This window comes from Streptomyces sp. CB01201 (assembly GCF_002803085.1).
In the GTDB taxonomy this organism is placed as follows: Bacteria; Actinomycetota; Actinomycetes; order Streptomycetales; family Streptomycetaceae; genus Streptomyces; species Streptomyces hundungensis.
In genome coordinates this window covers 115165-141019 of sequence record NZ_NNBJ01000003.1, presented here as the reverse complement: position 1 = coordinate 141019, position 25855 = coordinate 115165, and the positions used below count along the sequence as shown (strand labels likewise).

At 71.1% G+C, this 25855-nt stretch carries 28 protein-coding genes; 19 read left to right on the top strand and 9 right to left on the bottom strand.

The genetic code is table 11. From position 1 onward, the window contains the following. Positions 1-170: 170 nt before the first annotated feature. The 3 genes from CG740_RS08665 (at position 171) to CG740_RS08655 (ending at position 2732) form a co-directional block, all read left to right on the top strand. On the top strand, positions 171-1124 hold the full coding sequence (locus CG740_RS08665) for a heme o synthase (RefSeq protein WP_100574424.1): 954 nt from the start codon (positions 171-173) through the stop codon (positions 1122-1124). Between the two features lie 89 nt (positions 1125-1213). Next, positions 1214-1573: a hypothetical protein gene (locus CG740_RS08660; RefSeq protein WP_100574423.1), complete on the top strand. Its 360-nt coding sequence runs from the start codon at positions 1214-1216 to the stop codon at positions 1571-1573. A 76-nt stretch (positions 1574-1649) separates the two neighbouring features. After that, the gene (locus tag CG740_RS08655) at positions 1650-2732 is read left to right on the top strand and encodes an amidohydrolase (protein ID WP_100574422.1); all 1083 of its coding nucleotides are present in this window, start codon (positions 1650-1652) and stop codon (positions 2730-2732) included. On the opposite strand, the gene CG740_RS08650 is transcribed toward CG740_RS08655, so the two are convergent. From CG740_RS08650 to CG740_RS08640, 3 genes are all read right to left on the bottom strand, one after another. Next, complete coding sequence (locus CG740_RS08650; RefSeq protein WP_384898736.1) at positions 2718-3713, bottom strand: COX15/CtaA family protein; 996 nt, start codon at positions 3711-3713, stop codon at positions 2718-2720. The genes CG740_RS08655 and CG740_RS08650 overlap by 15 nt on opposite strands. 95 nt (positions 3714-3808) lie before the next feature. Next, entirely contained in the window at positions 3809-4576 is a 768-nt protein-coding gene (locus tag CG740_RS08645; protein ID WP_100574421.1) for an ABC transporter permease, read from the bottom strand. Then, complete coding sequence (locus CG740_RS08640; protein ID WP_199846379.1) at positions 4573-5553, bottom strand: ABC transporter ATP-binding protein; 981 nt, start codon at positions 5551-5553, stop codon at positions 4573-4575. Before CG740_RS08640 ends, CG740_RS08645 begins: the two co-directional genes overlap by 4 nt. Before the next feature lie 111 nt (positions 5554-5664). Between CG740_RS08640 and CG740_RS08635 the strand changes: the two genes are divergently transcribed. Beyond that, the gene (locus CG740_RS08635) at positions 5665-6435 is read left to right on the top strand and encodes a formate/nitrite transporter family protein (RefSeq protein ID WP_100574420.1); all 771 of its coding nucleotides are present in this window, start codon (positions 5665-5667) and stop codon (positions 6433-6435) included. Positions 6436-6483: 48 nt separating this feature from the next. On the opposite strand, the gene CG740_RS08630 is transcribed toward CG740_RS08635, so the two are convergent. Then, on the bottom strand, positions 6484-7293 hold the full coding sequence (locus CG740_RS08630) for an aminoglycoside N(3)-acetyltransferase (RefSeq protein ID WP_100574419.1): 810 nt from the start codon (positions 7291-7293) through the stop codon (positions 6484-6486). A 182-nt stretch (positions 7294-7475) separates the two neighbouring features. Here CG740_RS08630 and CG740_RS08625 point away from each other — a divergent pair, with 182 nt between their 5' ends. The 10 genes from CG740_RS08625 (at position 7476) to CG740_RS08580 (ending at position 16165) form a co-directional block, all read left to right on the top strand. Next, entirely contained in the window at positions 7476-8228 is a 753-nt protein-coding gene (locus tag CG740_RS08625) for a helix-turn-helix transcriptional regulator (RefSeq protein ID WP_100574418.1), read from the top strand. Further along, entirely contained in the window at positions 8225-9646 is a 1422-nt protein-coding gene (sufB, locus tag CG740_RS08620; protein WP_100574417.1) for a Fe-S cluster assembly protein SufB, read from the top strand. The genes CG740_RS08625 and sufB overlap by 4 nt, the downstream gene beginning before the upstream one ends. Positions 9647-9708: 62 nt before the next feature. Next, positions 9709-10890, top strand: a complete 1182-nt coding sequence (gene sufD / locus CG740_RS08615) for a Fe-S cluster assembly protein SufD (RefSeq protein WP_100574416.1) — start codon at positions 9709-9711, stop codon at positions 10888-10890. Then, complete coding sequence (locus tag CG740_RS08610; protein WP_100574415.1) at positions 10890-11207, top strand: bifunctional 3-phenylpropionate/cinnamic acid dioxygenase ferredoxin subunit; 318 nt, start codon at positions 10890-10892, stop codon at positions 11205-11207. The genes sufD and CG740_RS08610 overlap by 1 nt, the downstream gene beginning before the upstream one ends. Positions 11208-11214: 7 nt before the next feature. Next, positions 11215-11979, top strand: a complete 765-nt coding sequence (gene sufC / locus CG740_RS08605) for a Fe-S cluster assembly ATPase SufC (protein WP_100574414.1) — start codon at positions 11215-11217, stop codon at positions 11977-11979. Next, positions 11976-13247 carry a cysteine desulfurase gene (locus tag CG740_RS08600; protein ID WP_100574413.1) on the top strand — a complete coding sequence of 424 codons (1272 nt, stop codon included), beginning with the start codon at positions 11976-11978 and terminating at the stop codon, positions 13245-13247. Before sufC ends, CG740_RS08600 begins: the two co-directional genes overlap by 4 nt. A 100-nt stretch (positions 13248-13347) precedes the next feature. Further along, positions 13348-13812: a Fe-S cluster assembly sulfur transfer protein SufU gene (gene sufU, locus CG740_RS08595; RefSeq protein ID WP_100574412.1), complete on the top strand. Its 465-nt coding sequence runs from the start codon at positions 13348-13350 to the stop codon at positions 13810-13812. After that, complete coding sequence (locus CG740_RS08590; protein WP_100574411.1) at positions 13809-14147, top strand: metal-sulfur cluster assembly factor; 339 nt, start codon at positions 13809-13811, stop codon at positions 14145-14147. The genes sufU and CG740_RS08590 overlap by 4 nt, the downstream gene beginning before the upstream one ends. A 165-nt stretch (positions 14148-14312) precedes the next feature. Then, a complete protein-coding gene (locus CG740_RS08585; RefSeq protein WP_100574410.1) occupies positions 14313-14678 on the top strand; it encodes a VOC family protein in 366 nt (121 codons plus the stop codon). Positions 14679-14809: 131 nt separating this feature from the next. Further along, positions 14810-16165 (top strand): DUF3616 domain-containing protein, encoded by a 1356-nt coding sequence (locus CG740_RS08580; protein WP_100574409.1) that lies wholly within the window; start codon positions 14810-14812, stop codon positions 16163-16165. 74 nt (positions 16166-16239) lie between these two features. Here the strand turns inward: CG740_RS08580 and CG740_RS08575 are convergent, their stop codons facing one another. Continuing rightward, positions 16240-17217, bottom strand: a complete 978-nt coding sequence (locus tag CG740_RS08575) for a DUF7847 domain-containing protein (protein WP_159030257.1) — start codon at positions 17215-17217, stop codon at positions 16240-16242. On the opposite strand from CG740_RS08575, the gene CG740_RS40265 reads away from it, so the two are divergent. The 3 genes from CG740_RS40265 (at position 17216) to CG740_RS08565 (ending at position 18478) form a co-directional block, all read left to right on the top strand. Next, positions 17216-17446 (top strand): hypothetical protein, encoded by a 231-nt coding sequence (locus CG740_RS40265; protein ID WP_199846378.1) that lies wholly within the window; start codon positions 17216-17218, stop codon positions 17444-17446. The genes CG740_RS08575 and CG740_RS40265 overlap by 2 nt on opposite strands. Positions 17447-17563: 117 nt before the next feature. Continuing rightward, the gene (locus CG740_RS08570) at positions 17564-18100 is read left to right on the top strand and encodes a TetR/AcrR family transcriptional regulator (RefSeq protein ID WP_100574407.1); all 537 of its coding nucleotides are present in this window, start codon (positions 17564-17566) and stop codon (positions 18098-18100) included. Between the two features lie 54 nt (positions 18101-18154). Continuing rightward, positions 18155-18478: a DMT family transporter gene (locus CG740_RS08565; RefSeq protein ID WP_100574406.1), complete on the top strand. Its 324-nt coding sequence runs from the start codon at positions 18155-18157 to the stop codon at positions 18476-18478. A 71-nt stretch (positions 18479-18549) separates the two neighbouring features. Here the strand turns inward: CG740_RS08565 and CG740_RS08560 are convergent, their stop codons facing one another. Next, entirely contained in the window at positions 18550-19434 is an 885-nt protein-coding gene (locus CG740_RS08560) for a winged helix-turn-helix transcriptional regulator (RefSeq protein WP_100574405.1), read from the bottom strand. Positions 19435-19673: 239 nt separating this feature from the next. Here CG740_RS08560 and CG740_RS08555 point away from each other — a divergent pair, with 239 nt between their 5' ends. Both CG740_RS08555 and dapD read left to right on the top strand, forming a co-directional pair. Then, positions 19674-20909, top strand: a complete 1236-nt coding sequence (locus CG740_RS08555; RefSeq protein WP_100574404.1) for an MFS transporter — start codon at positions 19674-19676, stop codon at positions 20907-20909. A gap of 10 nt (positions 20910-20919) precedes the next feature. After that, the gene (gene dapD / locus CG740_RS08550; RefSeq protein ID WP_100574403.1) at positions 20920-21915 is read left to right on the top strand and encodes a 2,3,4,5-tetrahydropyridine-2,6-dicarboxylate N-succinyltransferase; all 996 of its coding nucleotides are present in this window, start codon (positions 20920-20922) and stop codon (positions 21913-21915) included. 799 nt (positions 21916-22714) lie between these two features. On the opposite strand, the gene dapA is transcribed toward dapD, so the two are convergent. From dapA to CG740_RS08535, 3 genes are all read right to left on the bottom strand, one after another. Then, positions 22715-23605 carry a 4-hydroxy-tetrahydrodipicolinate synthase gene (gene dapA, locus CG740_RS08545; RefSeq protein WP_100574402.1) on the bottom strand — a complete coding sequence of 297 codons (891 nt, stop codon included), beginning with the start codon at positions 23603-23605 and terminating at the stop codon, positions 22715-22717. A gap of 88 nt (positions 23606-23693) precedes the next feature. Beyond that, a complete protein-coding gene (locus tag CG740_RS08540; RefSeq protein ID WP_107488359.1) occupies positions 23694-25253 on the bottom strand; it encodes a N,N-dimethylformamidase beta subunit family domain-containing protein in 1560 nt (519 codons plus the stop codon). Between the two features lie 153 nt (positions 25254-25406). Next, on the bottom strand, positions 25407-25820 hold the full coding sequence (locus CG740_RS08535) for a PPOX class F420-dependent oxidoreductase (protein WP_100574401.1): 414 nt from the start codon (positions 25818-25820) through the stop codon (positions 25407-25409). Between the last annotated feature and the right edge of the window lie 35 nt (positions 25821-25855).

Genomic DNA, 25855 nt, shown 5'->3' with positions numbered 1-25855 from the left:
CGGTGAAATCCGCCTCTCGGCGAACCACCCCCAACACGACCCCACCCCCGGGGATGGCGGCGTATGGGCAACGTCTACAGTGGCGTGGTACGCGCAAGTCTTTACCGGGCCTTCACGTCCGGGAACGGCCCGGATCACCGGGGACTTGCTGGGAATTTTCTCTGTCAGGGGTGTGCGTGACGGCCGTCGAGTCCCGACCCGCAGGGGTCGTCTTGACTCCCAGCCCGGGGGGCCATCGGCCATTCGGGGCCCGCGTCAAGGCCTTTGTGGCGCTGACCAAGCCACGAATCATCGAGCTGCTTCTCATCACCACCATTCCGGTGATGTTCCTGGCCGAGCAGGGCGTTCCTCCGCTGTGGCTGGTCTTCGCGACCACACTGGGCGGATACCTCTCGGCGGGCGGTGCAAACGCCCTGAACATGTACATCGACCGGGACATCGACGCGCTGATGGACCGCACCTCGCAGCGCCCGCTGGTGACCGGCATGGTCTCGCCGCGCGAGTGCCTGGTGTTCGGTATCTCGCTGGCCGTGATCTCGACGCTGTGGTTCGGCCTCCTGGTCAACTGGCTGTCGGCGGCCCTCTCGCTCGGCGCGCTGCTCTTCTACGTCGTCGTGTACACGATGATCCTGAAGCGCCGGACCTCGCAGAACATCGTCTGGGGCGGCATCGCGGGCTGTCTGCCGGTGCTCATCGGCTGGTCCTCGGTCACCGACTCGATGTCCTGGGCGCCGATCATCCTGTTCCTCGTCATGTTCTTCTGGACGCCGCCGCACTACTGGCCGCTGTCCATGAAGGTCAAGGAGGACTACGCGCGGGTCGGTGTGCCGATGCTGCCGGTGGTCGCCTCCAACAAGGTCGTGGCCCGTCAGATCGTCATCTACAGCTGGGTGATGGTGGCCGTCTCGCTGCTGCTCACCCCGCTCGGCTACACCGGCTGGTTCTACACCGCGGTGGCGCTGGTCTCCGGCGGCTGGTGGCTGTGGGAGGCGCACGCGCTGCAGAACCGCGCCAAGTCCGAGGCGACCGGCACCAAGCTCAAGGAGATGCGGCTGTTCCACTGGTCGATCACCTATGTGTCGCTGCTCTTCGTCGCCGTCGCGGTGGACCCGTTCCTGCGCTGACCGCAGCCGTTCGCACCCTTGAGGGGCCGTGGCGCAAGCCACTGGCCCCTCTTCTCGCTCCCGGGGCTACCCGCTAGTAGCATCGCGGCATGGCAGACACCCAGGTTGACGCAGACACCCAGGCCGACGAGAAGCGGGCCGCCCGGGACGGGAAGCGGGCGGCCCGGCTGGCCCGGCAGATCGGCTCCTTCGCCAAGGAGCACGGCGGAGCGGAGGGCCAGATCGCGTACCTCGGCGAGAAGGGCGCACGCATCGTCCTGGTCGGCGAGGACGGCGGCTGGGGCGACCTGGTGGCCCCGAGCCACGCCATCGCCCGGAGCGCCGTCGAGAAGTCCGGGATCACCGTCCACGAGGACTTCGACGGGGAGTTCGCGGCCAAGGTGAAGACCGGCCGCTACGAGTGGAGCCGGATGGCCGGCATTCAGCTCGGCGGTCCGAAGAACAGCTGAGCGGGCGCCGAGCAACACCGATCCGGGGCTCACCCGTTAGGAGGGGTACCAGCACCTCCACCGCAGGGAGCCCCGGATGATCGACACCCCGAAGCTGGTGGACCAGTACTGCCACGGCGTGCTGCGCACCGAGCTGGGCCTCGGCACCTTCGAGACGGCGCTCGGCCGCACCGGAACCCTGCCCGCGCCCGGCACCACGTTCTTCGACACCCAGACCGGCTTCGCGGTACGCCGCTGGTGTCCCCCGCTCCTGGACCTGGAGCCGCACTGCGCCCCGGCCCGCTATCTGGCCCGCCGTCGTGAACTCGGCGTACTGGAGTCGGGCAGGCGTCTGTTGAGGGGTTCCGGGATCTCCACCTATCTGGTGGACACCGGGCTGCCCGGTGACCTCACGGCCCCGCACGAGATCGCCGCGGCCGGCGCCGCCGACGCCCACGAGATCGTCCGCCTCGAACTCCTCGCCGAGCAGGTCGCCGACACCTCGGGCACCGTCGAGTCCTTCCTCGCCAACCTCGCCGAGGCCGTGCACACCGCGGCCCACTCCGCCGTCGCGTTCGCCTCGGTGACCGGTGTGCGCGAGGGGCTCGACCCGGAGCCGCCGGGGCCGGGGGAGGTGCGCGGGGCGGCCGGGCGATGGCTGGCGGGCCGGCGCAAGCACGGCCGCCTTGAGGACCCCGTGCTCCTGCGCCATCTGCTGTGGAGCGCGGTCGCGGCCGGGCGCCCGCTGCAACTCCAGGTGGGGATGGCCGACCCGATGTCACTGGCCGGATTCGCGACCGCGACGGCCGGGCTCGGCACCGATCTGGTCCTGCTGCACGGCTATCCGTACCACCGCCAGACCGCCCACCTGGCGAGCGTCCACCCGCATGTGTACGCCGATGTGGGGCCCGCCCTGGTGCGTACGGGGGCGCGGGCCGCGGCCGTGCTCGCGGAGATCCTGGAGCTGGCCCCGTTCGGGAAGCTGCTCTACTCCAGCGGCGCGCGCGGCCTTCCCGAGCTGCATGTGGTGGGCGCGCGGCTCTTCGCGGAGGCGCTCGGCCGGGTGCTCGGCGGCTGGGTGGGCGCCGGCGCCTGGTCGCGCGCGGACGCGCAGCGGGTCGCCGGGATGATCGCGGCGGACAATGCCCGCCGCGTCTACGGACTGTCAGGCGCTCGCTAGGGCGGCGTCCGCCGGGGCCGGGACCTCGGCGCTGGCGTCGGGACGCTCACGCAGCGCGAGCAGGACGCGCAGCACGGCGATCCACACCAGGCACGAGCCGAACATGTGCAGACCGACCAGGATCTCCGGCGTCTTGGTGAAGTACTGGACGTAGCCGATCACGCCCTGGCCCAGCAGCACCAGGAACAGGTCACGGGCGCGGGCGCGCGGCCCGGCCGGGGCGTCGACGGCCTTCAGGACGAACCAGAGCGCGACGGCGAGGGCCACCACGACCCAGGCGAGGTCCGCGTGCAGCTGCGTGATCATCGTCCAGTCCAGCGGGATGCGGTACACCTCGCTGGTGTCGCCCGCGTGCCGGCCCGAGCCGGTGACGATGGTGCCGACTGCGATCAGCGTGCCCGCGGCGGCCACCAGGAGCCAGGTCAGCTGCACAACTGCCTTGCCCACCAAGGGCCTTGGGGCCCCGTCGCCCTCGCGGGCGCGCTGCCAGGTCAGCACGGCCACCGCCAGCAGGGCGGTGGAGAGCAGGAAGTGCGCGGCCACCGTGTACGGGTTGAGGCCGACCAGGACGACGATGCCGCCGAGCACCGCGTTGCCCATGACGATCCAGAACTGGGCCCAGCCGAGCCGGGTCACCGAGCGCCGGACGGGCTTGGCGGCGCGGGCCGTGATGATCGTCCAGCCGACGGCCGCGCACAGCACGTACGTCAGCATGCGGTTGCCGAACTCGATGATGCCGTGGAAGCCCATCGCGTCGGTCGGCGTCAGGCTCTGGTCGGTGCACCGGGGCCAGGTCGGGCAGCCGAGCCCGGAACCCGTGAGCCGGACGGCGCCGCCGGTCACGACGATGACGACGGCCATGACGACGGCGATGAGCGCGGCGCGTTCCACGGTCCGTTGCGTGGGCGTCCAGCGCTCGGCGATGTAGGCGAGCGGATTGCGCGCCGCCTCGGCCAGATCGGCCCGGGTCCATTTCGGCATGGGCCCTATCGTAGGCGCCCGTTTGTGCATGTTTTCACGAGGGGGGCCCACCGGGCCGGACCGGGACGAAGGTCACTTCCGGCCCGGCTCGCGGCTCACTCCCAACGGAAGAACTTCGCCGCGCTGCCGAGGCCGAGCACCGCCCACACCGCGAGGATCGCGAGGTTGCCCCACGGCATCGACGCACCCTCCTGGAGCACGTCCCGCAGCCCGCCGGAGAGGGCCGAGATGGGCAGCAGGTTCAGTACGGACTGGACCCCGCCGGGGAACTTGTCCATCGGCACGATCACCCCGCCGGCCACGAGGAGCAGCAGGAACACCAGGTTGGCGGCGGCCAGCGTCGCCTCGGCCTTGAGGGTGCCGGCCATCAGCAGCCCGAGCCCCGAGAACGCGGCGGTGCCCAGCACCAGCAGGAGCAGCACCGCGAGCGGGTTGCCGTGCGGGGACCAGCCGAGCGCGAAGGCGATCACGGTGAGCAGGACGACCTGGAGCACCTCGGTGACGAGCACGGCCAGCGTCTTGGACGTCATCAGCGCCCAGCGCGGCAGCGGCGAGGCCCCGAGCCGCTTGAGCACCCCGTAGCGCCGCTCGAAGCCGGTCGCGATGGCCTGGCCCGTGAACGCGGTCGACATCACGGCGAGCGCGAGGATGCCCGGCGCCAGGAAGTCGACGGACTTCCCCTTGCCGGTGTCGATGATGTCGACGGTGGAGAAGAGCACGAGCAGCAGGCTCGGGATGATCACGGTGAGCAGCAGCTGCTCCCCGTTGCGCAGCAGCATCCGCGTCTCCAGGGCGGTCTGCGCCCCGATCATCCGCCCGAGCGGGGCCGCACCCGGCTTCGGTGCATACGTACCAGCGCTCATGCGCGCAACTCCCTGCCGGTGAGCTCCAGAAAGACGTCCTCAAGCGTGTGGCGCTCGACCGAGATGCCGTCCGGCATCACTCCGTGCTGGGCACACCAGGTGGTGACCGTGGCGAGGAGCTGGGGGTCGATGGTGCCGGTGATGCGGTAGGCACCCGGGGTCAGCTCGGCCGCGGCGGTGCCGTCCGGCAGGGCCTTGAGGAGGGAGCCGAGGTCGAGGCCCGGGCGGCCGGTGAAGCGCAGGGTGTTCTCGGCGCCGCCCCGGCACAGCTGCTCGGGGGAGCCCTGGGCGACGACCTTGCCCGCGTCCACGATGGCCACGTCGTCCGCGAGGGCCTCGGCCTCGTCCATGAAGTGCGTGGTGAGGACCACCGAGACGCCGTCGGCGCGCAGTTCGCGCACCAGGTCCCAGGTGGCCCGGCGGGCCTGCGGGTCGAGGCCCGCGGTCGGCTCGTCCAGGAAGACCAGTTCGGGCCGGCCGACGACGGCCATCGCGAGCGCGAGGCGCTGCTGCTGGCCGCCGGAGAGCCGGCGGTAGGTCGTACGCCCGCAACTGCCAAGACCCAGGCGCTCGATGAGGGCGGGCACGTCCAGCGGGTGGGCATGCAGCTTCGCCATGTGGCGCAGCATCTCGTCGGCGCGGGCGCCGGAGTAGACGCCGCCGGACTGGAGCATCACGCCGATACGGGGCTTGAGCCGCGCCGCGTCGGCGACCGGGTCCAGGCCGAGGACGCGGACGGTGCCCGCGTCGGGCCGGCGGTAGCCCTCGCAGGTCTCGATCGTGGTGGTCTTGCCGGCGCCGTTGGGCCCGAGGACGGCGGTCACGGTGCCCGCGCCGACCGTGAGGTCCAGGCCGTCCACGGCGGTTTTGGGCCCGTACCGCTTGACCAGGCCGCTGACCTCGACGACGGGGTGCGACCCGCTGGGTCTCCCTGAGGGGCGGCGGCCGGGAGACGGGAGGGCGGGCTCGCTCTTCATGACCCGCAAGTCTAGGCCGGGTCCAAGGTCCCCCCGGCGCGGGGGCCCGGGTCCTGGCGGTGGTGACCTTTTCGGGCGGTCGCGGCCCTTCGGTGACCGTAGCGTCGAAGGGTGATAACCCTCGCGGAGAACGTCGAACAGACCTCGGGTCAGGCCGCCCACAAGGCGCACGACCTGGGGAATCCGCCGCGCTACTTCGTCTCCGCGATGCTGGCCGGCGCCTACATCGGCGTCGGCGAGGTGTTGCTGCTCGTCGCGATCTCGCCGTTCGTCGCCAAGCACTCGGCCGCGACCCGGCTGCTCGAAGGGGCGGTCTTCCCGATCGCCCTGACGATCGTGATGTTCGCCGGGGCCCAGCTGTTCACGTCCAACGTGATGGTGATGCTGATGGGCGCCCTCTCGGGGCGTACCGGGCCGCGCGACCTGGTGGCGAGCTGGGCCCTCTCACTGGCCGGGAATCTGGCCGGCGCGCTGGCCTTCGGTGCGATGGTCCACGCCTCCGGGGTCACCTCGTCCGGCTCGGCCCGCGCGATGCTCACCGAGATGCTGGACGCCAAGAACGCCCTGGACGGCGGCCAGCTCTTCTGGCGGGCCGTGCTCTGCAACATGCTGGTCTGCCTCGGCATCTGGATGTTCTCGCGGGCCAAGGGGGACGGCGCCAAGGTCTTCGTGCTGTGGCTGCCGGTCCTGGTGTTCGTGGCGGTGGGCTTCGAGCACTGCGTGGCGAACATGGCCCTGTTCAGCCTCGGCCTCTTCGAGGGCAGCGCCTCGTTCGGCGAACTGCTGCGGAACCTGGCGTTCACCGTCCCGGGCAACATCGTCGGGGGCGGGGTCCTGGTGGCCGGGACGTACTGGTTCACCAGCGGGGCACGCCGGGCCTGAGCGAACACCCGCCCCGCCACACCCCGAGCCCGCCGGGCCTGAGCGGACTCACCCCTCGTACGGCCGGTGCACGGGCAGCCAGCGCTCGGCGTAGGCGACCGCCTCCGCCACCGGGAACAGGCGGCAGCGGGCCCCGCCGACCGTGCCGCGCACGACGACCTTGTCCCGGTCCCGCTCGAAGTCCGCGCCCAGCTCGTCGAAGCGGTCGCTGTCGACGTCGGTGTCCCGCACCGTGACCCACTGCCGGCCCCGCGGGGTACTCAGCGCGAACGACACGTCCGCCACCGGCCCCGGCACCCGGTATTCCGCGAGGTGGAAGGACGTGCACGAGTCGTAGCCCGCGCCGAGCAGCAGCACCCGGGCCCCGTTCTCCTCCAGTCGGGCCAGGGGGCTGCGCTCGCCGAGCATGCAGTCGACGGCGTGGCCCTCGGTGATCCGCGACGCGCCCGGGCCGATCGCGGCGAAGGGAGCCTGCGGATGGGCGCTGCGCAGGGCCCCCGGCCAGGTGCGCACGGTCTCGGGAATCACCCCGACGCCCCTGCTCGGCGTGATCCGCGGGTCGTAGGCGGGGATCGCGGCCCGGATCGTCTCCCACCACTCCTCGGGCACCGGGGGCCGCATCCAGTGCGCGGGGTCGGAATTGTCGCCGCAGTGCGTGGGGACCACGAGTGTGCCCGTTTCGCCCAGTGTGTCGAGAAAAGCCTGGACGACCGCGACGGCGCCTCCGGGGACCCAGCCGAGCGACTTCAGGGGGGAGTGCACGAGGAGCGTCTCGCCGGTCCGCACCCCCAGCGCGCGCAGGTCGGCGGCGAGTGAGTCGCGGGTGCACAAAGGGCCGGTCACAGGGGGTGTGGGCATAGCTGACGAGTCTGTCGGAGGCTCGCTCCGGGGGCCAGCCAATTACGGGAAAGCGCCATCGCTCTGATCGATCAAAGATCGTTTCCGCAGGTCAGCTTAGGTTTGCCTAAGTGATGCACCGCACCGGCCGTTGATCGCGACGTGGGTTGTCAGGCTCTGAGGAATTACGCAACAATGGCGTTGTGAAAAACATCGGCGAGGCTCCCCAGGAGGAACTCGCGACCGGTGAGCGGTCCACCCGCAACCGGGTCGCGCGGTCGATCCTGGACCACGGGCCCTCGACCGCGCTGGACCTCGCGAACCGCCTCGGCCTCACCCAGGCCGCGGTCCGCCGCCACCTCGACGCGTTGGTGGCCGACGAGGTCGTCGTGCCGCGCGAACAGCGCGTCTACGGAGCGCGCACCCGCGGCCGTCCGGCCAAGGTCTTCGCGCTCACCGACTGCGGGCGGGACGCCTTCGAGCAGTCCTACGACAAGCTCGCCGTCGACGCCCTGCACTGGATCGAGCAGTCCGCGGGCGGCGGCGCGGCCGGCGAAGAGGCCGTCGCGGCGTTCGCACGGGCCCGCATCGAGGCTCAGGCCGGGACGTACCGGGACGCGATCGAAGCCGTGGCGCCGGAAGAGCGGACCCAGGCGCTGGCCAAGGCCCTGAGCGCCGACGGGTACGCTGCTACGGCGCGCAGCGCGCCCCTTCCGCAGCGGGGTGAGCAGCTGTGCCAGCACCACTGCCCGGTCGCCCACGCCGCCGAGCGGTACCCGCAGCTGTGCGAGGCGGAGACGGAGTTCTTCTCCCGCCTCCTGGGAACGCATGTGCAGCGCCTGGCGACGATCGCCCACGGCGACGGCGTCTGCACCACGTTCATCCCGCACGGCACGCCACCACAGACCACACATCAGCAAGCATCTGCAAGCACAGCCGGGAGGAACCCCGCATGACGCTCCCCACGGAGACTGCCCACCCCGAACTTGAGGGCCTGGGTACGTACGAATTCGGCTGGGCCGACTCCGACGCGGCCGGCGCCGCTGCCAAGCGCGGACTCTCCGAGGCTGTCGTCCGCGACATCTCGCAGAAGAAGTCCGAGCCGGAGTGGATGCTGAAGCTGCGCCTCAAGGGCCTGCGCCTGTTCGACAAGAAGCCCATGCCGAACTGGGGCTCGGACCTCTCGGGCATCGACTTCGACAACATCAAGTACTTCGTGCGCTCCACGGAGAAGCAGGCGGAGTCCTGGGAGGACCTGCCCGAGGACATCAAGAACACGTACGACAAGCTCGGCATCCCCGAGGCGGAGAAGCAGCGCCTGGTGGCCGGTGTCGCGGCCCAGTACGAGTCCGAGGTCGTCTACCACCAGATCCGTGAGGACCTGGAGGAGCAGGGCGTCATCTTCCTCGACACCGACACCGCCCTGAAGGAGCACCCCGAGCTCTTCCAGGAGTACTTCGGCACGGTCATCCCGGTCGGCGACAACAAGTTCGCCTCGCTGAACAGCGCGGTGTGGTCCGGCGGCTCGTTCATCTACGTGCCCAAGGGCGTCCACGTCGACATCCCGCTCCAGGCCTACTTCCGCATCAACACGGAGAACATGGGCCAGTTCGAGCGGACGCTGATCATCGTCGACGAGGACGCGTACGTCCACTACGTCGAGGGCTGCACCGCCCCGATCTACTCCTCGGACTCGCTGCACAGCGCCGTGGTCGAGATCATTGTCAAGAAGGGCGGCCGCTGCCGCTACACGACCATCCAGAACTGGTCGAACAACGTCTACAACCTGGTCACCAAGCGTGCCGTGGCGTACGAGGGCGCGACCATGGAGTGGGTCGACGGCAACATCGGCTCCAAGGTGACGATGAAGTACCCGGCCGTCTACCTGATGGGCGAGCACGCCAAGGGCGAGACGCTCTCCATCGCCTTCGCGGGCGAGGGCCAGCACCAGGACGCCGGCTCCAAGATGGTCCACATGGCGCCGAACACCTCCTCGAACATCGTCTCCAAGTCGGTGGCGCGAGGCGGCGGCCGCACCTCCTACCGCGGTCTCGTCGAGATCGGCGAGGGTGCCCACGGCTCCAAGTCGAACGTGCTCTGCGACGCGCTGCTCGTCGACACGATCTCCCGCTCGGACACGTACCCCTACGTGGACGTCCGCGAGGACGACGTGTCCATGGGCCACGAGGCGACCGTCTCCAAGGTCTCCGAGGACCAGCTCTTCTACCTGATGAGCCGCGGTCTGACCGAGTTCGAGGCGATGGCCATGATCGTGCGCGGCTTCGTCGAGCCGATCGCCAAGGAGCTCCCCATGGAGTACGCCCTTGAGCTCAACCGGCTGATCGAGCTGCAGATGGAGGGCTCGGTCGGATAACGACCGTCCCCCGTCCGGCAGTTGAGCAGATTCTGATTCAGGAAGAGAGCACTACGACAGCCATGGCTGAGGCCCAGAACATCCCGGTCGGTTCGACCACGGCCGGATCCATCGCGGTGGCCGCCGAGTCGACCGTCGCCACCCGCATGAGCGCCCCCCCGTCCTTCGACGTCGGTGACTTCCCGGTCCCGCACGGCCGCGAGGAGGAGTGGCGGTTCACGCCGCTGGAGCGGCTGCGCGGGCTGCACGACGGCACCGCCGTCGCCACCGGTGACGGTGTGAAGGTCGCCGTCGAGGCACCCGAGGGCGTCCTCGTCGAGACCGTCGGGCGCGAGGACGCCCGGCTCGGCCGGGCCGGCACGCCGGCGGACCGCGTCGCGGCCCAGGCGTACTCGTCCTTCGACAAGGCCTCGGTCGTGACCGTCCCCAAGGACACCGTGCTCACCGAGCCGATCCGGATCGCCGTGCACGGCGAGGGCGGCGTGGCCTACGGCCACCAGGTCGTCGAGCTCGGCGCGTTCGCCGAGGCCGTCGTGGTCATCGACCACACCGGTGACGCGGTGCTCGCTGCCAACGTCGACTATGTCCTCGGTGACGGCGCCAAGCTGACCGTCGTCTCCGTGCAGGACTGGGACGACAAGGCCGTCCACGTCGCCCAGCACAACGCGCTGATCGGCCGCGACGCCACCTTCAAGTCCTTCGTGGTCACCTTCGGCGGCGACCTGGTGCGGCTGCACCCGCGGGTCGCCTACGCGGGCACCGGCGGTGAGGCCGAGCTGTTCGGCCTGTACTTCACCGACAAGGGCCAGCACCAGGAGCACCGCCTCCTGGTCGACCACAACACCCCGCACTGCAAGTCCAACGCCGTGTACAAGGGCGCCCTCCAGGGCGACGACGCGCACGCCGTGTGGATCGGGGACGTCCTCATCCAGGCCGCGGCCGAGGGCACGGACACCTACGAGATGAACCGCAACCTGGTTCTGACCGACGGCGCCCGCGTCGACTCGGTGCCGAACCTGGAGATCGAGACCGGCGAGATCGCCGGCGCCGGTCACGCGTCCGCCACCGGCCGCTTCGACGACGAGCAGCTCTTCTACCTGATGTCCCGCGGCATCCCGGCGTCCGAGGCCCGGCGCCTGGTCGTGCGCGGCTTCTTCGCGGAGCTCGTCCAGCAGATCGGTCTGCCGGACGTCGAGGAGCGCCTGCTCGCCAAGATCGAGACGGAGCTGGAGGCTTCCGTCTGATGGCCTTCGTCAAAGCCTGTGCGCTGAGCGAGCTGGAGAGCGACACCCCCAAGCGGGTGGAGATCGACGGCACGCCGGTGTCCCTCGTCAAGACCGAGGGCGAGGTGTTCGCGATCAACGACATCTGCTCGCACGCGAACGTGTCGCTCTCGGAGGGCGAGGTCGAGGACTGCGCCATCGAGTGCTGGCTGCACGGCTCCAGCTTCGACCTCCGCACCGGCAAGCCGTCCGGCCTCCCCGCGACGCGCCCCGTGCCCGTATACCCCGTACAGATCCAAGGGGACGATGTGCTCGTCTCCGTCACCCAGGAGTCCTGAGTTCCCCATGGCAACGCTTGAAATCCGCGACCTGCACGTCTCCGTCGACACCGAGAACGGTACGAAGGAGATCCTCAAGGGCGTCGACCTGACCGTGAAGCAGGGCGAGACCCACGCCATCATGGGCCCCAACGGCTCCGGCAAGTCCACCCTGGCGTACTCGCTGGCCGGGCACCCCAAGTACACGATCACCAGCGGCACCGTCACGCTCGACGGCGAGGACGTCCTGGAGATGTCCGTCGACGAGCGCGCCCGCGCCGGCGTGTTCCTCGCCATGCAGTACCCGGTCGAGGTCCCCGGTGTCTCGGTCTCCAACTTCCTGCGCACCTCGGCCACCGCGATCCGCGGCGAGGCGCCCAAGCTGCGCACCTGGGTGAAGGAGGTCAAGTCCGCGATGGAGCAGCTCCAGATGGACCCGGCCTTCGCCGAGCGCAACGTCAACGAGGGCTTCTCCGGCGGTGAGAAGAAGCGCCACGAGATCCTCCAGCTGGAGCTCCTCAAGCCGAAGATCGCGATCCTCGACGAGACCGACTCCGGCCTCGACGTCGACGCGCTGCGCCAGGTTTCCGAGGGCATCAACCGCGTCCGTGAGAACGGCGAGGTCGGCACCCTCCTGGTGACCCACTACACGCGCATCCTGCGCTACATCAAGCCCGACTACGTCCACGTCTTCGCGGCCGGCCGCATCGTCGAGTCCGGCGGCGCCGAGCTGGCCGACAAGCTTGAGGCCGAGGGCTACGCGTCGTACACGAAGGGTGGCGCTTCCGAGTGACACAGCTGCCGGGCCTCCTCACCAAGTCCGCTCTCCTGGACGAGGCGATCCGCAAGGACTTCCCCTTGCTGGACCGTGTGGTCCACGACGGGAAGAAGATCGTCTACCTCGACAGCGCCGCGACTTCGCAGAAGCCGCGCCAGGTGCTCGACGCGCTCAACGAGTACTACGAGCAGCACAACGCCAATGTGCACCGCGGCGTGTACCTGGTCGCCGAGGAGGCCACGGCGCTGTACGAGGGCGCCCGTGACAAGGTCGCCCGGTTCATCAACGCGCCGAGCCGCGACGAGGTCATCTTCACCAAGAACGCCTCGGAGTCGCTCAACCTCGTTGCCAACATGCTGGGTTGGGCCGACGAGCCCTACCGCGTGGACAGCGAGACCGAGATCGTCATCACGGAGATGGAGCACCACTCCAACATCGTTCCGTGGCAGCTGCTCTCGCAGCGCACCGGCGCGAAGCTGAAGTGGTTCGGCCTGACCGACGACGGCCGGCTCGACCTGTCGAACATCAACGAGATCATCACCGAGAAGACGAAGATCGTCTCCTTCACGCTGGTCTCCAACCTGCTCGGCACCCAGAACCCGGTCGAGGCGATCGTCCGCCGTGCGCAGCAGGTCGGCGCGCTGGTCTGCATCGACGCCTCGCAGGCCGCCCCGCACATGCCGCTCGACGTGCAGGCGCTGCAGGCCGACTTCGTGGCCTTCACCGGCCACAAGATGTGCGGCCCGACCGGCATCGGCGTCCTGTGGGGCCGCCAGGAGCTCCTGGAGGACCTGCCGCCGTTCCTGGGCGGCGGCGAGATGATCGAGACGGTCTCGATGCACTCCTCCACCTACGCCCCGGCGCCGCACAAGTTCGAGGCGGGCACGCCCCCGATCGCGCAGGCCGTGGGCCTGGGCGCGGCCGTGGACTACCTGTCGTCGATCGGCATGGACAAGATCGCCGCGCATGAGCACGCGATCACGGAGTACGCGGTCCAGCGCCTCCTTGAGGTGCCCGACCTGCGGATCATCGGCCCCACCACGGCCGAGGACCGCGGGGCGGCTATCTCCTTCACGCTCGGTGACATCCACCCGCACGACGTGGGCCAGGTCCTCGACGAGGAGGGCATCGCGGTCCGCGTCGGCCACCACTGCGCGCGCCCGGTCTGCCTGCGCTACGGAATTCCCGCGACCACGCGAGCGTCTTTCTATCTGTACTCCACGCCCGCCGAGGTCGACGCCCTGGTGGACGGTCTGGAGCACGTACGAAACTTCTTCGGCTAGGGGTTACCGACGTGCTGTGCTTTCCCGGGGGACACCCCCCGGACCCCCGGCCCGTAGGGCACGTCACGCCAGAGGACGCGAGGACGCGAGGTAAGTCACTGTGAAGCTTGATTCGATGTACCAGGACGTCATCCTGGACCACTACAAGCACCCGCACGGCCGGGGCTTGCGGGACGGTGACGCCGAGGTGCACCACGTGAACCCGACGTGTGGTGACGAGATCACCCTGCGGGTGAAGTACGACGGTTCGCGCATCGAGGACGTCTCGTACGAGGGCCAGGGCTGCTCCATCAGCCAGGCCAGCGCCTCGGTCCTCAACGACCTCCTGGTCGGCAAGGACCTGACCGAGGCGCAGCGGATCCAGGAGACCTTCCTGGAGCTGATGCAGTCGAAGGGCCAGCTGGAGCCGGACGACGCGATGGAGGAGGTCCTGGAGGACGCGGTGGCCTTCGCCGGCGTCTCCAAGTACCCCGCCCGCGTCAAGTGTGCTCTGCTGAGCTGGATGGCGTGGAAGGACGCGACGGCCCAGGCTCTGGGTGACGTCGCCGAAAGGAAGACGGCATGACCGAGAACGCACAGGCGGCGATCAAGCCGGCGACCGAAGAAGAGATCCGCGAGGCGCTGTACGACGTCGTCGACCCCGAGCTGGGCATCGACGTCGTCAACCTCGGCCTGATCTACGGCATCCACATCGACGACTCTAACGTCGTCACGCTGGACATGACCCTGACGTCGGCGGCCTGCCCGCTGACCGATGTGATCGAGGACCAGGCGAAGTCCGCGACCGACGGCATCGCCAGCGAACTGAAGATCAACTGGGTCTGGATGCCGCCGTGGGGCCCCGACAAGATCACCGACGACGGCCGCGAGCAGCTGCGCGCCCTGGGCTTCAACGTCTGAGCCCCCGTTGTCGGTCGAAGCCCCCGGTGCCATCGGTGCCGGGGGCTTCGGCGTGTCACAGGGCGCCGGTCAGGCGGATGAGGCGGCGTTCCGGGAGGTCCGCCCGGTCCGGATGGCGTCGGGAGTGCGCGCGCGCCCGCTCATCGGCTGGTGCAGACTGCGGGTATGGCCGTTTCCATGTACCACCTTGCCGTCGATGCCCATGATCTGCCCGCCCTGGCCCGCTTCTGGTGTCAAGTCCTGGACTGGAAGGTCCTGTTCGAGGACCCGGAGGAGATCGTCATCGGGGCGGACGAGACGGCGTATCCGGGGATGTGTTTCCTGCCGGTGCCCGAGCGCAAGAGCGTCAAGAACCGGCTGCACCTCGACCTCAACCCCGATGACCACGCCGCCGAGGTCGAGCGGATCATCGGGCTCGGGGCGCGGCGGGTGGACGTGGGGCAGGGGCCGGACGTGACCTTCGTGGTGCTCGCGGACCCCGAGGGCAACGAGTTCTGTGTGCTGCGGCCCAAGCGGAGCCTGATCGACTGACGTTCGCCCGGTGTATCCGTGGCGTACGCCCGTAATTGGCGCGGTGACCGGAACCTACTCGTCGACACCCCCGCCGACGAGAGGCCACCCCCGTGCCGCACCGCCCATCGCCCCGCCGTGCCAGGATCGTCATGGCCGCGTCCGGCGTTCTCACGCTGGCCGTTCTGAGCCCCAACTCCCTGGCGCACGCCGCGAGTTACGGTACGCCGACCATCGCGCTCTCGGCCTCCTACCTGTCGGGGGCCGTCGGCTCCACCGGCGACCCCGTGGTCGACGTGACCGTCGCGCAGAGCGGGGCCGACGCCTCGGCGCTCACCGTGGCCGCCTCCGCCAGCAGCAAGGGCTCGGTGGCCGGGACCGGCGACGTCGGCGTCACCGGGAGCGGTGGCAGCCGCCGGCTCTCCGTGACCGCGCACGCGCAGGGCTACACGGACCTCACCATCAAGGTGACCGGGCTCGGCGGCAAGACCGCCACCAAGACGCTGCACTACGCGGCCTCGGCCGCCGTGCGGAACGCCGCCGACACCCGCTACCTCACCGGCTCCAGCGACGCCTCGGCCGCCGTGGACGTCGGCGGCGGCTATGCCGTCGTGGCCGACGACGAGTCCAACACGCTGCGCCTGTACGACCGTTCGGCCTCCGGCGCGCCCGTGAAGACCTGGGACTTCAGCTCCAAGCTCGGCGTGTCCAAGGAGATCGACATCGAGGGCGCGGCCCGCGTCGGCAACACCATCTACTGGACCGGCTCACTCGGCAACAACAAGGACGGCGAGTACAAGGCCGACCGCAACACCGTCTTCACCACCACCGTCACCGGCTCGGGCGCCACCACCCAGCTCGCGCTCGGCGGCTCCTACAAGAAGCTGCGGGACGACCTCGTGGCCTGGGACCACTCCAACGGGGACCGCTTCGGGTTCGCGGCCGGGACCGCGAACGGCCAAGTGCCCAAGCAGATCGACGGGTTCAACGTGGAGGGTCTGGAGTTCGCGCCGGGCTCCACCAGCACCGCCTACATCGGCTTCCGGGCACCCCTTGTGCCGCCGGCGAACGGCGGCAAGGCGCTCATCGTGCCCGTCACCAACTTCGACAAGGTGCTGGGCAGCGGCGCCAAGCCGGTGTTCGGCTCCGCGATCCAGCTGGACCTCGGCGGGCTCAGCATCCGTGACATCCGCAAGAACGCCGCCGACCAGTATCTGATCGTCGCCGGGTCGTGGGCCGCGGACGACAACTCCGACCCGTACGCGGTCTACTCCTGGGACGGCGTCGCCGGACACGCCCCCGTCAAGCGGGCCGACCTGCCGACCAGCGACCCGGGCGGCTGGGAGGCCGTGGTGGACGTGCCGGACCTGAACCAGGCCGGGGCCAGGGCGCAGTTCATCACCGACGACGGATCCGCCGACCTCTACGGCGACGGCACCGAGGCCAAGGACCTCTCCCACGCCGAGTGGAAGAAGTCCCGGGCCACCTGGTTCACCGTGACCGGCTGAGTGAGCGGCTGAGTGACCGGCTGAGCCAGTGGCTCAGCCGGCGGCTGCATGGACGGCCGAGTGGGCTGCCGTCGCTACCACCGGGTGTCCGCGGGGCCGGTCGGTACCGGCGGGACTCCGGCCGCCTCCACGAGCGAGGGAGCCAGGTTCTCCCGGCGGATGCGCTGGTCGATGTAGAGCAGGCCGGCGCCGAGCTGCGGCAGCGTGGCCGACAGGAACTGGCTGATCACCGTGCCGATCAGATAGAGCACCACCATGACGACGACGGCGGCGACCTTGGCGCCGTCCGAGTCGTCGGCCATGGCGAGCGGCATGGCCGCGAAGATCCCGCCGTAGCCGAGCGCCAGTTGCACGAAGTAGCCGATCGCCCCGCTGATCATGCCGATCAGCATCAGGATGCCGAAGGTGCGCCACCAGGCGTTCGCCACCAGGCGGGCCGAACGCCGCAGCGCCTCGACGGGCCCCTGGTTCTCCAGGACCGCGGCCGCCGGAGCGAAGGCGAAGCGCACCCACAGCCAGATGCCGACCGGGACCAGGCCGAAGAAGCCCACGATGAACAGCACGACGAGGGCGACCGGCGGGGCGCGGTGGCCGGAGCCCGAGCTCGCCAGGACCGTCGTCACCACCAGGGCGGCGAGCAGGAACGACGCGACCAGCATCGCCGCCATCTGGATCATCAGGGTGCCGAGCACGGCCGGGAACCGGGACCAGGCCCTGCGCCACACCGCGCCGAAGCTGCTGCGGCGCCCCAGTACCGCGTCCTGGAGCACCGCGGGGACCGCCGCGTACATCAGCGCCAGCGACAGCACCCACAGCGTCATCGACACGACGAAGAGGACCGCCCCGGCGATCACCAGCGGCGCCACGTCGGAGCGCGCCGGCTCCACGCCGTAGTCGTGGTGGAAGACGGGGTCGAAGTGGTCGTACACGACGGAGACCGCGATCGCGATCGCCCCGCCGAACAGCAGTGCCGCAAGACCGTAGGCCACGAGGGCCATGCCGAAGATCTGCTTCCAGTGGCGGCCGAGGGTGTTGAAGGAGCCGCTCAGCATGTCGCCGACGCTCAGCGGCCGGAGCGGGATCACGCCCGGCTTCGGCGGCGGCGGCATCCAGCCACCGCCCCAGCCCGGCCCCCACCCCGGCCCCCAGCCCGGCGGCGGTCCCGCCGGCGGTCCCGCCGGCGGTCCCGGCGGCCCGCCCTGGGCCCCCGGGCCCCACCCCATGTCCTGCGACACCACAACCTCGCACTTCCCGTACGTCTCCGTACGTCCCGTCCCCTGATCGATCGCCTTACGGTAGTCCCGCGCGACCTGCGGGTACGGTCGGGGGCATGCTCTGTGACCAGGCCGCGACAACCGTCGTCGGAACACCGGCCGCCGGCACGCGCGGGGGCCGGTGATGGGCCGCCGCTACGACCCCGACCGGCGTCGGCGGATCATCGACGCGGCGATCCGGGTCGTCGCCGCGCGCGGCATCGCCGGGCTCAGCCACCGCACGGTCGCGGCCGAGGCCGATGTGCCGCTGGGATCGACGACCTACCACTTCAAGACACTGGACGAGCTGCTCGTCGCGGCGCTGCGGCAGGCCAACGAGGGCTTCGCCACGGCGGTGCGCGACTGCGTACGGCTCGACGAACCCGGCGCGGACCTGGCCGTCGAGCTGGCCCGGCTGATGGGCGAGTGGCTGACCGGCGACCGGGCCCGTGCCGAGCTGGAGTACGAGCTCTACCTTGCCGCCCTGCGCCGCCCCGCGCTGCGGCCCGTCGCCGCGGAGTGGACCGACTCCGTCGCCGAACTGCTCGCCCGGCACACCGATCCGGTCACCGCGCGCGGGCTCGTCGCCGTGATGGACGGCATCTGCCTCCAGGCCCTGCTCACCGGCGGCCCGTACGACGAGTCCCAGGCCCGGGACCTGCTCGCCCGGCTCCTGCGATAGCCCCGCCCGCCGCGATGTGTACGGGCGTACGCATCCACGGATATCCTGGTGTGCATGCCCTATGTCCTGCTCGCCTGTGCCATCGGCTCGGAGATCGTCGCCACGTCCGCGCTGAAGTACAGCGAGGGCTTCACGCGGCTGTGGCCCTCGCTGCTCACCGGCGCCGGCTACCTGCTCGCCTTCTACCTGCTGTCGCTGACGCTGAAGTCGATGTCCGTGGGCACCGCGTACGCGATCTGGTCCGGCGCGGGCACGGCCGTCATCGCGGCCGTCGGCATGGTGTTCATGGGTGAGGCGATGACCGCCGCCAAGCTGGCCGGGATCGCGTTCATCATCGGAGGCGTGGTCCTGCTCAACCTCGGCGGCGCGGCTCACTGAGAGGCTCACCGGGCCGGGCCGGGCCGCCGAGCGCGTGGCTCAGGGGCTAGGCCGGGCCCCGAGCGCGTGGCTCAGGCGTCCGCCGCCCGGCGCACCGCGGCGAGCGCGGCCCGCACGCTCTCCTCGATGTCGGTGATCGGATAGATCGCCTCGATCACCGTACGGTCCCGGTCGACCACCAGCGTCAGCCGTTTGAGCCGGCTCACCCCGGCCGTGCGGAAGGTCGGCAGCCGCAACGCCGCCGTCAGGCCGAGGTCCGCGTCCGAGAGCAGCGGGAAGCGCAGGGCCTCCTTGTCCGCGAATGCCCTTTGTTCGTCCGGGCGTTGGGTCGACACCCCGTGCACGCTCGCACCCGCCGCCGTGAACCGTGCCAGCTGGTCCCGGTAGGTGCAGGACTCCAGGGTGCAGCCGCGCGCGCCGGGGATCCCGGCCCAGCCCGGCGGATACGACTCGGCGCGGGCATAGGCGCCGGGGAAGCAGTACAGCACCGTGTACGGCGTCGAGGACGCGACGGGATCCCTCAACTCCCCGTCGAAATCCGGTAGTCGAAGCTCCGGCAGCCGGGTGCCGACCAGCTCCCGCACCCGCTCCGTCTCGCCCGAGGTCTCCGTCGAGGTGGCCATCGTCTCTCCCTCTCCCAGCACCCAGGTGTCTCCCCAGTCCTGGAGTGCGATCAGTACGGGCAGCAGGGCGCGACCGCGCGGGGTGAGCCGGTACTCGTACCGCACCGGCCGCTCCTGGTACGGCTCGCGCGCCAGCACCCCGCACTCCACGAGCAGCTTCAGGCGTTCGGCGAGAACCTTGCGGGACATGCCGAGCTCCCGCTGGAGCGCGTCGAAGCGGTGCACCCCGCGTGCCGTGTCGCGCACGATCAGCAGGGTCCACCAGTCGCCCACCACGTCCAGGGCCTGGGCGATGGCGCAGTGCTCGTCGTCGAGTCGGGTGCGTTGAGGCATGGCCCCATCCTTTCGCGCCCACCCGGCGGGCCGCATTCGGCCCGGCGGACCGGACCCGGCCCGCCGGGCAACCCCGTTGACCTGCGGGGACCATACTGACATAGTCAGTTCCCATAAGGAACCCACTCGGGGTTCCGGCTGGGGGACCCCTTGAGGGAGCCGGGATCCCCCGGGGTTCCGGCCGAAGGCGAAGGCCGGACCACCACAACCGGTTCAGGTTTCGAGCTCGGGGGGGCGGAGTGAACACACTGCGCGCAGTGCCAAGAAGCGTGCGACTGCTGTGCTGCGGCATCTTCTTCAACGCGGTCGTCAGCTTCACCTTCATCTATCTCTTCGTCTGGCTGACGGGCCCGCGCGGCCTCACCGTCGCCCAGGCGGGCCTGCTCAGCGGCATCGGCGGCGTCGGCCTGGTGGCCGGGAACTTCAGCGGCGGCTGGTTCGGCGACGCCTACGGCCACCGCCGCGCACTGCTCGCGGGCGCCGCCGTGAGCGGCAGCATCCTGTGCGTGATCGTGCTGCTGCCGACCGCCGCGCTCTGCGTCGCGCTGCCGCTCGCCCAGTACGCGGCCGGTGTGGTCAGATCCGCCAACTCCGCGCTGATCGCGGTCGGTGTCGCCGAGGGCAGCCGCCGCCAGGGCTTCGCCGTCATGCGCTTCGCGAGCAACGCCGGATTCACCATCGGTCCACCGCTCGGGGCGCTGGTCGCCGCCCGGTTCTCCTACGGCTGGCTCTTCGCCGCCGACGGCGTCGCGACCCTGCTCTTCGCGGTGTACGCGGCGCGGGTGCTGCCCGGCCGCGGCGCCGCCCAGGCGCCCCGGCCGTCACGCGCCGCCGGGGCACCGAGGTTGGGCGCCGAACTGCGGGCGCGGCCCGCCGTCCTGGTGCTGCTCGTGGCGATCGTCTGCGTCGACCTCGTCTACCGCCAGCAGTACTCGACCCTGCCCGTCTTCCTCGGCGACCGCGGCTTCGACGCCGGGGTGTACGGCTGGCTCATCGCCATCAACGGCGGCGTCATCCTCTGCCTGGAACTGCCCGCCGCACACGCCCTGCGCAAGCGCGCCCCGCTGTCGGTGATCGGTGCCGGGCTGCTCCTGGTCGGGCTCGGATACCTGGCCCTGGTGCCCGGCGCCTCGCTCGGCGCGGCCGTCGCCCTGATGGTGTCGCTGACCTTCGGGGAGATCCTCTACAAGACCACCGCCACCGCGTACGTCGCCGACCAGGCGCCCGCCCACGCCCAGGGCCGATTCCAGAGCCTGTACGCGGGCGCCTCCATCAGCGGCCAGGTGCTCGCCCCGCCGCTCGGCGGGGCGCTCTACACCGCCGCGCCCGGGCTGCTCTGGCCGCTGTGCGCCGTGCTCGCAGCGCTTGCGGGCCTCGCCGTGCTGTGGGCGAGGCGGCTGCCCGACGGGGGCGCCGGGCGGGACACGGGCCCGTCACTTGAGACCGGTTCGCCCCGGCGGGCGGTGGCCGGTTAGGTTTTGGGTCATGACCGACACGACTGCTACTGCTACGACCGGCGCCGCGGCCGCCGGACTCGCCACCATCGCCGCCGACGGCACCATCCTGGACACCTGGTTCCCCGCCCCCGAGCTCGTGGCCGTCGCCGAGCCCGGCCCGGCCGGCACCGAGCGCCTCTCCGCCGAGCGCGCCGCCGAACTCCTGGGCGCGGGTGCGCTCAAGGCCGTCGGCGTCGACGAGCGCCGCGGGGTCGAGGTCGTCGCCGTCCGTACGGTCATCGCCTCCCTGGAGGACAAGCCGCTCGACGCGCACGACGCCTACCTGCGTCTCCACCTCCTCTCGCACCGGCTCGTGAAGCCGCACGGCCAGAACCTGGACGGCCTGTTCGGGCTGCTCGCGAACGTCGCCTGGACCTCGCTCGGCCCGGTCGCCGTCGACGACCTGGAGACCGTCCGCCTCAACGCCCGTGCCGAGGGGCTGCACCTTCAGGTGACGTCCGTCGACAAGTTCCCGCGCATGACGGACTACGTCGCGCCCAAGGGCGTACGCATCGCCGACGCGGACCGGGTACGTCTCGGGGCGCACCTCGCCGAGGGCACCACGGTCATGCACGAGGGCTTCGTGAACTTCAACGCGGGCACGCTCGGCACGTCCATGGTCGAAGGCCGCATCTCGGCCGGCGTCGTCGTCGGTGACGGCTCCGACATCGGCGGTGGCGCGTCCACGATGGGCACGCTGTCCGGCGGTGGCAACGTCCGCATCGTCATCGGCGAGCGGTGCCTGGTGGGGGCCGAGGCGGGCGTGGGGATCGCGCTCGGCGACGAGTGCGTCGTGGAGGCGGGGCTCTACGTCACTGCCGGGACCCGGGTCACCATGCCCGACGGGCAGATCGTCAAGGCGCGCGAGCTGTCGGGGGCGTCCAACATCCTGTTCCGGCGGAACTCGGTCACGGGGGCGGTCGAGGCGCGGCCGAACAACGCGGTGTGGGGTGGCCTGAACGAGGTTCTGCACGCCCACAACTAGCCGGGGTCGCCCGGAAGCCCGGGGTCACCGGGGCGCTGCCCCGGACCCCGGGGGGTTTGCCCACCCTCCCGCCCGTTGCTCGGGGTTGGCGGGTTCCGGCTCCCCCTGGGGCTCCGCCCCGGACCCCGGGGGGTTTGCCCACCCGCCCGCCCGTGCGGCGGGGTTGAAGGGTTCGGCCCCTGGGGCTGCGCCCCAGACCCCCTTGAGGGGCTGCGCCCCTCGGACCCCCGCAGGGGGCTCCGCCCCCTGCACCCCCGCGGGGCTCCGCCCCCTGCACCCCCGCGGGGCTCCGCCCCCTGCACCCCCGCGGGGCTCCGCCCCCTGCACCCCCGCGGGGCTCCGCCCCCTGCACCCCCGCGGGGCTCCGCCCCCTGCACCCCCGCGGGGCTCCGCCCCCTGCACCCCCGCGGGGCTCCGCCCCCTGCACCCCCGCGGGGCTCCGCCCCCTGCACCCCCGCGGGGCTCCGCCCCCTGCACCCCCGTCGCGCCTTAAGGGCGCTCGTCCTCAAACGCCGGACGGGCTGGGGGTCTCCGGCGCGGGCCGGCGCCGACGCCTTCAGGGGCGCGGGGAACTGCGCGAGAAGCGGGCACGGTCCGCAGCCCAAAGACGTCTTTTCAGGGGCGCGAGGAACTGCGCGACCAGCCACGCATGTCCCGCAGCCGAGCCAGAGGGCCCGGGGCCCCGGGGCAGAGCCCCGGAGAGCCTCACGCCCCTTTTCACCCCCGGAGGGTTGCGGGAAGGGGCGGGGAGGGGACAAAAACCGGGGCTCGGGGTCACCCCGCCAGGGCGGGCCCTGGGTCACCCCGCCAGGGCGGACAGGGCTGAGCGGAGGCGGGCGGTAGTCTCCTCGCTCGGTCGTTGCAAGGGCCCCCGGACCGGGAGGTTCAGGAGCGCCTTCGCCGTGACGGCACCCGGCAGGCCCGAGGCCATCATCAACTCGACCAGGGGCAGGGCGAGTTGGTTGAGGCGGGCCGCCTCGGCCACCGCACCCGCGTCGTACGCGTCCAGCACCCCCCGCATCGCCCGCGGCGCCACGTTCGCCACCGTGCTCACGTACCCCGCCCCGCCCACCGCGTACAGCGGAAGGTTCAGCTCCTCGCACCCCGAGTAGTACGCGAGCGACGTACGGCCCATGACCTTGGTCGAGCCCAGCACGTCGTACGCGCAGTCCTTCACCGCCACGATGCGCCCGTGCTCCGCGAGCCTCAGCATCGTGTCCACCTCGATCCGCGTCCCCGTGCGGCCGGGGATGTCGTACAGCATCACCGGCAGCCCCGTCGCGTCGGCCACCGTACGGAAGTGCGCCTCCACGGCGGCCTGCGGAGGCCGGCTGTAGTAGGGGGTCACCACCAACAGGCCGTCCGCGCCCGCCTGTTCGGCCGCGCGGGCCAGTGCGACGGTGTGGGCGGTGGACGCGCTGCCCACCCCCGCCACGACCGCGGCCCGGTCGCCGACCGCCTCCGCCACGGCCCGTACGAGCGCGGTCTTCTCCTCGTCGGAGGTCGTCGGCGACTCCCCGGTCGTGCCGTTCAGGACCAGCCCGTCGCACCCGCCGTCCACCAGGCGCACGGCCAGCTCCTGCGCGGCCGGGAGGTCGAGTTCGTACGACGGGGTGAACGGCGTGACCATGGCGCACAGGGCGCGTCCGAACGGGCGCGGCGGCGGGCCGGGTGGGCGTGATGTCGTCATGCCGCAGAAGTGTTGCCGTCCATGACGGTTTACGTCTACTTAGATTGGGTTCCAGATCCCTTTAGTATCGCTTAGGGATTGCCGGGGGTCACCACAGGTTCCGCTTCGACCAGGTCGGGTCCCCGGCGTACGGGTGGAACGTGTCGAGGTTGTCCTTCGCCGGGTGCGTGCGCCCGGCCGGCCCCGCGGCGAAGACACGCAGCAGGTTCTCGGTCACCCTCGTCGTGAACGTCGCCGTCGTCGCGTCGATGCCGTGCCCGCCCCGGCCCGCCGTCGACTGCACCCACCGCATCGTGCCCGTGTTGAACACGCCGGCCCCCGAACTCACCGTGTAATAGGCGGAGTTGGCGAACGAGCGGATCCCTCGGCAGGTGAGCGGCGAGTGGGATATGACCTCCATCGGGCGCGGGGTCGTCCCGATCCCGTTCGCCCGGTCGTACTCCGTGCCCACCAGGCCGGGGAACTCGGAGCCCTGCCGCACGCCCGTGCCCTCGAAGAGCCAGTGGCCGGGCGAGGTGACCACATAGTCGGCGGTGGTCGGGTTCGACTCGTACAGCGTTCCGGTCAGGGAGTTCTCCGGCTGGGCGTGCGGCGGCTCGCGGAAGTTGGTCGTCGGGGGTTCGCCCTCGCGGCGGCCCGGGTCCCTGGGCCAGTCGTTCTTGTAGCAGACGATCAGCCGCCGCCCGCCGAGCGCGGTCTTCTCCAGGCGTATCCGGCGGAAGCAGGCGTTCGCGCCGAGGAAGGCCACGTTCGTGCCCCGGTCGCGCGCCGCCGTCACCCGGTCCCGCATCGGCTGCGTCCAGTATTCGTCATGTCCCAGGGAGAGCACGGCAGTTGCTCCGTCGAGCAGGTGCGGGTCCTCGTCGATGTCCATGTTCGTCACGTACGCCAGGGGCAGGCCCAGCCTCTCCGCGAGCGCCACCACCGGCTGCTCGTACGTGAGGAACAGGCCGTCGCCGTCCTCGTGGTAGGGGCGGTCGCAGCTCACCGCGCGCGAGCGGTCCGCGTCGTCGCCGGTCGGCCCGTTGTAGAGGCTGTGCCCGCCCCACTCGTTGTACGCCTGCCAGGTCGCGACCGCGTTGACGATCACCACCCGGTCTTGGGTGGCGGCCGACCTCACGGTGACCGGAACGTAGCGCTGGCCGCCGCTGTCCGCGGTGAGGCGGATCAGATAGGAGCCCTCGGGCCAGTCCTTGGTGGAGACTTCGGTGGTGGCCGGCCAGTCGGCCGACACCGTGTACGTCGTCGGCTCGACCTTCGCGGCCGGCTGACGCGTGCCCTTCAGCGGCCCCGATTCCCACACCTTGCGGGCCAGTGTCCCGCCGTACCAGCCCATCCGGAACGCCTCGGCGCGGAACGTCTTCGCGGTGGTGTGCACATGGAGGCGGAACGGGTCGCCGGACGCCACGCTCGTACGGTCCGCGTAGCCCTCCACCTCGTGCTCGGCGCCCCGCCGGGTGAGGCGCCAACCCGCGTCGCCGGGGCGGTCGTTCTCCTTCGCCGGCGGCTTCGGGGCGGGCGAGCGGGAGGCTTCACCGCCGCCCGCGTGCTCGCCGGGCGCACAGCCCGCCGCTCCCGCCGCGGCGACCGCTCCGGCCGCTCCGGCCGCTCCGAGGAAGGTCCTGCGACTGAAGGCCGCGCGGTCCATCGCACCACTCCGCTCTGCCGTTCGGTTCCCGGGGGACACCAGTGTGCGGGGAGCCGGGCCCGGCCATGGCATGATCTCCGGCGGCCGCGGCCGAACGACACCGCACGCGTCGGCGGCCGGAACCTGGCGTGAGCCCCCGGCCCGCCCGGAGTGCTACGAGGTGGTGCGCTCCGGGCGTACGACCAGGACCACCCGGCGCTCGGCGTCGTCCAACGGGCGCTCGTACTCCAGGCCGTACCGCTTGGCCAGGACGTCGAAGAACGCGCCCGTCGGATCGGGCTCGATCCGCTCGACCGTGCCCCGGACCTCCAGATAGCGGTAGGGCTGGTCGGGGTCGTTGACCGAGAGGGAGACCTGGGGATCGGCGACGACGTTCTTGTACTTGCGGCGCGTGGTCGTCGTGGTGAAGCGCAGGAACTCGCCGTCCCACTGCTGCCAGACGGGGTTCACGTGCGGAGAGCCGTTCGGGCCCTTGGTCGCGAGGTGCACGAAGAGGGGGCGGGTCAGCAGGTCCTCGTGGTCGGCGGGGATCACGGAGGCGGCGTCGTTCGGACTCGTGGTTGTCATGATCCGGACGCTATCAACGTCCGCCCGGGGAGCGG

What these genes read in the sequence shown, in the direction of transcription:
- CG740_RS08660 (WP_100574423.1), top strand. Translation starts at nt 1,214, where the DNA reads ATGGCAGACACCCAGGTTGACGCAGACACCCAGGCCGACGAGAAGCGG.
- CG740_RS08655 (WP_100574422.1), top strand. Translation starts at nt 1,650, where the DNA reads ATGATCGACACCCCGAAGCTGGTGGACCAGTACTGCCACGGCGTGCTG.
- CG740_RS08650 (WP_384898736.1), bottom strand. Translation starts at nt 3,713, where the DNA reads ATGCCGAAATGGACCCGGGCCGATCTGGCCGAGGCGGCGCGCAATCCG.
- CG740_RS08645 (WP_100574421.1), bottom strand. Translation starts at nt 4,576, where the DNA reads ATGAGCGCTGGTACGTATGCACCGAAGCCGGGTGCGGCCCCGCTCGGG.
- CG740_RS08640 (WP_199846379.1), bottom strand. Translation starts at nt 5,553, where the DNA reads ATGAAGAGCGAGCCCGCCCTCCCGTCTCCCGGCCGCCGCCCCTCAGGG.
- CG740_RS08630 (WP_100574419.1), bottom strand. Translation starts at nt 7,293, where the DNA reads ATGCCCACACCCCCTGTGACCGGCCCTTTGTGCACCCGCGACTCACTC.
- sufB (WP_100574417.1), top strand. Translation starts at nt 8,225, where the DNA reads ATGACGCTCCCCACGGAGACTGCCCACCCCGAACTTGAGGGCCTGGGT.
- sufD (WP_100574416.1), top strand. Translation starts at nt 9,709, where the DNA reads ATGGCTGAGGCCCAGAACATCCCGGTCGGTTCGACCACGGCCGGATCC.
- CG740_RS08610 (WP_100574415.1), top strand. Translation starts at nt 10,890, where the DNA reads ATGGCCTTCGTCAAAGCCTGTGCGCTGAGCGAGCTGGAGAGCGACACC.
- sufC (WP_100574414.1), top strand. Translation starts at nt 11,215, where the DNA reads ATGGCAACGCTTGAAATCCGCGACCTGCACGTCTCCGTCGACACCGAG.
- CG740_RS08590 (WP_100574411.1), top strand. Translation starts at nt 13,809, where the DNA reads ATGACCGAGAACGCACAGGCGGCGATCAAGCCGGCGACCGAAGAAGAG.
- CG740_RS08585 (WP_100574410.1), top strand. Translation starts at nt 14,313, where the DNA reads ATGGCCGTTTCCATGTACCACCTTGCCGTCGATGCCCATGATCTGCCC.
- CG740_RS08580 (WP_100574409.1), top strand. Translation starts at nt 14,810, where the DNA reads ATGGCCGCGTCCGGCGTTCTCACGCTGGCCGTTCTGAGCCCCAACTCC.
- CG740_RS40265 (WP_199846378.1), top strand. Translation starts at nt 17,216, where the DNA reads ATGTCGCCGACGCTCAGCGGCCGGAGCGGGATCACGCCCGGCTTCGGC.
- CG740_RS08575 (WP_159030257.1), bottom strand. Translation starts at nt 17,217, where the DNA reads ATGCTGAGCGGCTCCTTCAACACCCTCGGCCGCCACTGGAAGCAGATC.
- CG740_RS08570 (WP_100574407.1), top strand. Translation starts at nt 17,564, where the DNA reads ATGGGCCGCCGCTACGACCCCGACCGGCGTCGGCGGATCATCGACGCG.
- CG740_RS08565 (WP_100574406.1), top strand. Translation starts at nt 18,155, where the DNA reads ATGCCCTATGTCCTGCTCGCCTGTGCCATCGGCTCGGAGATCGTCGCC.
- CG740_RS08560 (WP_100574405.1), bottom strand. Translation starts at nt 19,434, where the DNA reads ATGCCTCAACGCACCCGACTCGACGACGAGCACTGCGCCATCGCCCAG.
- dapD (WP_100574403.1), top strand. Translation starts at nt 20,920, where the DNA reads ATGACCGACACGACTGCTACTGCTACGACCGGCGCCGCGGCCGCCGGA.
- dapA (WP_100574402.1), bottom strand. Translation starts at nt 23,605, where the DNA reads ATGACGACATCACGCCCACCCGGCCCGCCGCCGCGCCCGTTCGGACGC.
- CG740_RS08540 (WP_107488359.1), bottom strand. Translation starts at nt 25,253, where the DNA reads ATGGACCGCGCGGCCTTCAGTCGCAGGACCTTCCTCGGAGCGGCCGGA.
- CG740_RS08535 (WP_100574401.1), bottom strand. Translation starts at nt 25,820, where the DNA reads ATGACAACCACGAGTCCGAACGACGCCGCCTCCGTGATCCCCGCCGAC.